At 40.1% G+C, this 5,369-nt stretch carries 6 protein-coding genes and 1 pseudogene; 5 read left to right on the forward strand and 2 right to left on the reverse strand.

Features of this window, described 5'->3' with window-relative positions; translation table 11 throughout:
- Positions 1–94 precede the first annotated feature (94 nt).
- The 4 genes and pseudogenes from HWQ39_RS14865 to HWQ39_RS14880 all read left to right on the forward strand — a co-directional run.
- Positions 95–492, forward strand: a pseudogene (locus tag HWQ39_RS14865) (IS1 family transposase); the annotation flags it as partial.
- Positions 493–1,030: 538 nt separating this feature from the next.
- Complete coding sequence (locus HWQ39_RS14870) at positions 1,031–1,525, forward strand: SUMF1/EgtB/PvdO family nonheme iron enzyme (RefSeq protein WP_292846128.1); 495 nt, start codon at positions 1,031–1,033, stop codon at positions 1,523–1,525.
- Positions 1,503–1,775, forward strand: a complete 273-nt coding sequence (locus tag HWQ39_RS14875) for a hypothetical protein (protein ID WP_292846143.1) — start codon at positions 1,503–1,505, stop codon at positions 1,773–1,775. The genes HWQ39_RS14870 and HWQ39_RS14875 overlap by 23 nt, the downstream gene beginning before the upstream one ends.
- On the forward strand, positions 1,717–2,220 hold the full coding sequence (locus HWQ39_RS14880) for a hypothetical protein (protein ID WP_292846131.1): 504 nt from the start codon (positions 1,717–1,719) through the stop codon (positions 2,218–2,220). The genes HWQ39_RS14875 and HWQ39_RS14880 overlap by 59 nt, the downstream gene beginning before the upstream one ends.
- Positions 2,221–2,300: 80 nt before the next feature.
- Here the strand turns inward: HWQ39_RS14880 and HWQ39_RS14885 are convergent, their stop codons facing one another.
- Together HWQ39_RS14885 and HWQ39_RS14890 are read right to left on the reverse strand one after the other, a co-directional pair.
- The gene (locus HWQ39_RS14885) at positions 2,301–2,504 is read right to left on the reverse strand and encodes a CopG family transcriptional regulator (RefSeq protein ID WP_292846134.1); all 204 of its coding nucleotides are present in this window, start codon (positions 2,502–2,504) and stop codon (positions 2,301–2,303) included.
- 669 nt (positions 2,505–3,173) lie between these two features.
- On the reverse strand, positions 3,174–3,461 hold the full coding sequence (locus HWQ39_RS14890) for a hypothetical protein (RefSeq protein ID WP_292846137.1): 288 nt from the start codon (positions 3,459–3,461) through the stop codon (positions 3,174–3,176).
- A 343-nt stretch (positions 3,462–3,804) separates the two neighbouring features.
- On the opposite strand from HWQ39_RS14890, the gene HWQ39_RS14895 reads away from it, so the two are divergent.
- Positions 3,805–5,136, forward strand: coding sequence for a hemolysin family protein (locus tag HWQ39_RS14895; RefSeq protein ID WP_292846140.1), 1,332 nt, complete (start codon positions 3,805–3,807; stop codon positions 5,134–5,136).
- The last annotated feature ends 233 nt before the right edge of the window (positions 5,137–5,369 follow it).

A 5,369-nucleotide genomic window follows, 5' to 3' on the forward strand; every position in this document is an offset into this window, starting at 1 on the left:
GCTTTTCAATGGAACCTAAAAACCCTCTATTAGACAAATATATATTATGACTAGTGGCGTTGCATAATAGAGGGATGAATTGAGGTTATCTACTATGCAATGTCCATACTGTGGGTCTACGGAAATCCGGAAGAATGGAAAGCGAAGAGGTAAACAAAATCACATCTGTACTAACTGCGACGTGCGTTCCGCCCCGCTTCGCTAACGCCAATTTATAGATGTGTACAATCCGCCGAAAGGATATTCAGAGGAGGTGAAACAAGAATGTTTAAAAATGTACCTGAACGGCATGGGTTTGCGCGGGATTGAGCGAGTTAAAGGTGTGCATCATACTACCATCATTTATTGGGTCAAAAAATTAGGAGAAAAACTTCCAGACGTGCCAAAAGAAGATATCATTCCCGAAGTTGGAGAACTGGATGAATTAGAGACATTCATCGGGTCAAAAAAAACAAAATTTGGCTTTGGACAGCAGTAAATCACTTTACTCAGGTGATTTTTGATTTGGACGGAACGTTAGTTGATAGTGAGCGGCTTTGTAACCAAGCATTTATCGATTTGCTACCTTTTATCAACGACTCCGTTGAAAGTCTGATTCGTCAATATCGTGGCAGAAAGCTAGCTTTTTTCAGGCTATATCATGTCAGCCAGAAAAGTTCTTGACTTATTTTTGCTTAAGAGGTAATTTATCCATACAGTATTAAATACTGTAACTTTATCAATCTAGCGTACAATATCAATTTCAAACAAACTCAAAGTTTTTTAAATTAGTTCACACTGATGGTAATTTTTGAGGAAAAATTGCTAGATTTTCGCCTATTATTACGTCATAGCTTGACACAGGAAATGTTTTAAAAATATTTAGCCTGAATTTTAATTTATTTTTATTAGCAGTCAACACCACTGTGTTACAGCGCTTCCGGCTATTATGCAATACAGTTTTTCTCCTTGCCCTCTCCTATTAAAGCTTTTAGATTTGAGGATGTACCTCAGAGCTGCCGTAAGTGCTGTAAAGAAAATTTTTTTAGTAATGTTATTAATTACAGGAGTAGCGATGGTACTCATCATTCCTCCTGCTTTTGCTGCTACCGTAAATTCCTGTCCCTCAAAAATGGTAATGATTCCCGGTGGGACATTCACAATGGGATCGAATAATTCTGGTTTGATAGAAGAACTATCAGTTCAAGAGGTAAGAGTTAGTTCCTTTTGTATCGATAAATATGAAGTGACAAATGCACAGTTTGCAGCGTTTGTCAATGCAACAGGGTATGTGACAGTTGCAGAGCGCCTTTTATCAAAAGAAGAATTTCCCGACTTGCCAGATGAGCAGAGATTACCAGGTTCCTTGGTGTTTGAGATAGCCAAACCAGGAGCAAAGCTACTGAGTTGGTGGCATTGGCAGACTGGGGCGAATTGGCGACATCCATTTGGAAGAGAAAGTGCGTTGGCGCAGCCCGCCGCAGGCATCGCGCAGCCCGCAATTCAACAAAACTCAGTGATTGGTGGAAGGGATCGCTTTAGATGAAGCATATTTGGACGTTACTGAGAATAAGCAGAATATAACCTACGCCTCTACAATCGCAAGACATATCAAAACTGCGATTTTCCAGGAAACTCAGTTGACGGCAACCGCAGGGGTGTCAATTAACAAGTTCTTGGCAAAAATGGCATCAGGACAGAACAAGCCCAACGGACTGACGGTTATTTTACCGGAGGATGCGATGTCTACGACAAGCCGCAAGCGTCTACGCATTTGTAGAACAGCTAGCGATTGAAAAATTCCACGGTATTGGAGAGGTGACGGCAGCAAAGATGCATTCACTCGGCATTCATACTGGTGCAGATTTGAAGGGGCGAACTCTTTCTGAGCTAACACACCACTTTGGTAAAGCAGGTCATTATTACTACAAGATTGCCAGAGCAGAAGATGACCGTCTAGTTGAGGCGAATCGGGTTCGCAAGTCCATTGGTGCAGAAACCTCGTTTGCACAAGACTTAAGCGATGTCGGTCAAATGTTACAAGAACTCGACCAGATTGCCCAAATTGTAGAGCAACGCTTAGAGCAGCACGAAACGCGAGGACGTACATTAACCCTAAAAGTCAAGTTTTCTGATTATCGCCAGATAACACGTAGTAAGACAGCGATCGCTCCAATTAGTGAAGTAGATACAATTTTTGAGATAGCGAAAATACTGTTTTGTTTTTATCGATTGAATTAGAGAACCGCAGTATCAGGTTATTGGGAATTTCCTTGTCCAATCTGGATAATGCCAAACAGACCCAAGTGATTCAATTGCCATTATTTCAGAATGGGAACATCATATTTTAGCGTAGGTGTAGTCTGTTCAGACACTGATAACTCGGTTATGGAGAGAGAGCGAATCAACTCCCGAATCACATCAGTTGCAGGTCTACCTGTACTTGCACAATATCGTTCAAGTTTTTCGCTTTCAGCTGATGCAAGATTTATTGTGATTCGTTTGATAGCCCATTTTTTGTTCATGACTTGCCCTAATAATTAAATTTAATGAATTATCTAGACTTTAAATGCCTTGTGCAATACTTAACAAATATATAGATGTTAACCACAGCATACTTGCCGTAAAACTATTTTTAGCACATCCCTACCCAGAGTATTTACTTGTAGCCCAAAACTTCACTGATAAATCATTTATATGAACTTTAGAACATTTGAAAGGAGCTTGTATTTTTGGTAAATATTGTTAAGCAAAGCGTAATCGGAGTGAGCTTTGCAAGAGGCGTATAATCAGCAAGTATTGCCAATTGAATTTAGTAAACCTTATCTTCATACAATTGCATCTAATATTCATTTGCTCTTTACCCAAAGGTGAAATTGACTAACTACTCTGAATATAGACCTTCATTCAAGCACTATATTTAACTCCATAACTTAACGAAACCTTAATATGTCTAGAAAATTTTCTAGACACATTAAGGTTTAATAATTTTGGTTCTTCAGTAGCTGTTATGCCAAATTATTAGTTAGATATCAAAACTAAGCTCGACAATAAAGCTCAAAAGCCCGAATCAGTACTACACCCCATAAATAACCAGTAAATAATGTTGATTTTTCTTGCCTAGTAAGCGTTTTATGGCTTTTTTGAAGGTAATTTAGCATGATATATTAATTTTTACTCAGTCAGAGCTTAATTTACCTACAAAAATCATCAACCCTTAACTCTCGCCACACATCAGACGGTTGCCACCCAGAGTTGCCAACAGAGCGTAGGGGGCGATAGTGTTCTGAAATGTATTCGGATTCGGAAACGTAGTCTTCAATGTACATAGGTGGATTTGGTTCAATTACTAGTTCAGGAATATTTTGGCTCTTAGGCATCTCAATGGGTTCAGTCGTTGGTGGAGTTGGGGTTACTTCTGTTTTCTTGCGAACTGGGCTATAGGTTTTTTTGATGAGTCGTTTCATATCTATAGGAATCATTTGGCTTTCCACAAAGAACAGATATCCCAGAATACAGGAAGTTATCAGCGAATCAGAGGCATTTTGCCAAAAAGCTATATGGGTGTGGATTGCTTTTTGGACACGCAAACGAAGTGTGATGCTTAATAGCCCGCTTTATGTACGAGATGCTCCGTCTAGCAAGCAAAATCCACGTTCGCGCAGCGTCCCGCTTTTAAGTGGTACGGTATTGCTCTAACTTATGATCTTGTTTAATTACATATCCAAAGAATATTTGCCGACCATTGCCTGGCAAATAGGTAGCAATTAGTGTTGACAAAATAATCGCAGTAGTAATTAGGATCAAAGGCTAGAATAGATAGTTATGAACAGTCCATTGACTTGGCTTACTGCGGGCAAATTGCTATCGGTGATTTTCTTGGTGCTAGCCAACGGATTTTTTGTAGCGGCTGAATTTGCCTTAGTTGCGCTTCGCCGTAGTCGTGTCGAACAGTTGGTCATCCAAGGTCATCCCCGTGCAAAAGCTTTACAACGGGCAGTAAATAACTTGGATGCTTATCTAGCAGCGACTCAACTTGGTGTTACTATATCTTCTTTAGGCTTAGGTTGGCTTGGAGAACCAGCGATTGCAGTACTGGTCGAACCCGCTTTCCACTGGCTGCCAAAATCTTTATCGCAAACTAGCGCTCATACGTTATCAGTAGTGATTGCCTTTACAATCATTACGTCTCTCCACATAGTTTTGGGAGAATTGGCTCCGAAAAGTTTAGCGCTCCAGCGCACGGAAAGAACAGCCTTTGCGGTTATAAATCTCTTAGAACTATATTTAGTGATATTTCGCCCTGCTGTGCAAGCTTTAAATAGTTTAGGAAATTTGGTTCTTAAGCTTATAGGCTTGGAACCAGGAAGTAACGAAGAATTGCTTCATTCAACTGAAGAATTGAAACTTTTAGTGGCAGCTAGCCATGAAGCAGGTCTGTTGGGAGAAGCGGAACAAGACGTAGTAGAGCGAGTATTTAATATTGGTAACAGACAAGTCAGTGCATTTATGACACCACGTACAGAGATGGTTTGGCTTGACATTGATGAACCATTGTCAAAAATCCGTAGCCAAGTTATTGAAAGTATTCATTCTTTCTTGCCAGTTGGTCAACAGAGCATTGATAACTTATTAGGTATTGTGCAAACCAAAGAATTTTTAGCCCAAAATCCAACCCAAGCCATTGAATTGCAAGCTTTACTAAAGCCACTTTTATATGTGCCGGAAAGCATGAAGGCTTTGAATCTCTTAGAGTTATTTAAGAAATCTGGGACTCACCTTGCTTTAATCGTAGATGAATATGGGGTGACACAAGGCTTGGTGACAATCACTGATATTGTGGAAGCGATAGTAGGTGATATCCCAACCAGTGAAGAACTAGCAGATCCTGATGTGGTGCAACGTGAAGATGGGTCTTGGTTGTTAGATGGACTGTTGCCAATTGATGAGTTGAAAGAGATTTTAGATATTAGAAAATTGTTACCAGCAGCAGGGGTAAACTATCAAACTTTAGGGGGATTTGTCGTCAACCAGTTAGGGCATATTCCCTTGGTGGCTGAACATTTTGAGTGGGCGGGACTACGCTTTGAAGTAGTTAGTATGGATGGAAACCGAATAGATAAAGTGTTGGTTGTGCCAATGCATCTGCTTCGGTAAAGAATCTTCTGAGTGAAGACATTGCTAATGCGGCCGTTTGTGCTGTCACACAGCCGTTACACGTTAACGTCAACTCTAAACTAGATGGCGTGAAATGACGTATATTAAAGAACTTTCTAATTACAATACTCCGGACAATTTTTAGTTGACGGAATAGACAAGAAAGCTATCGAACCATTAAGGTGCTGATTAGAAAAAACTTGCACCGACTCGATAGCCATATGGAAATTGTA

Source organism: Nostoc sp. NMS8 (genome assembly GCF_017115045.1).
In the GTDB taxonomy this organism is placed as follows: domain Bacteria; phylum Cyanobacteriota; class Cyanobacteriia; order Cyanobacteriales; family Nostocaceae; genus Nostoc.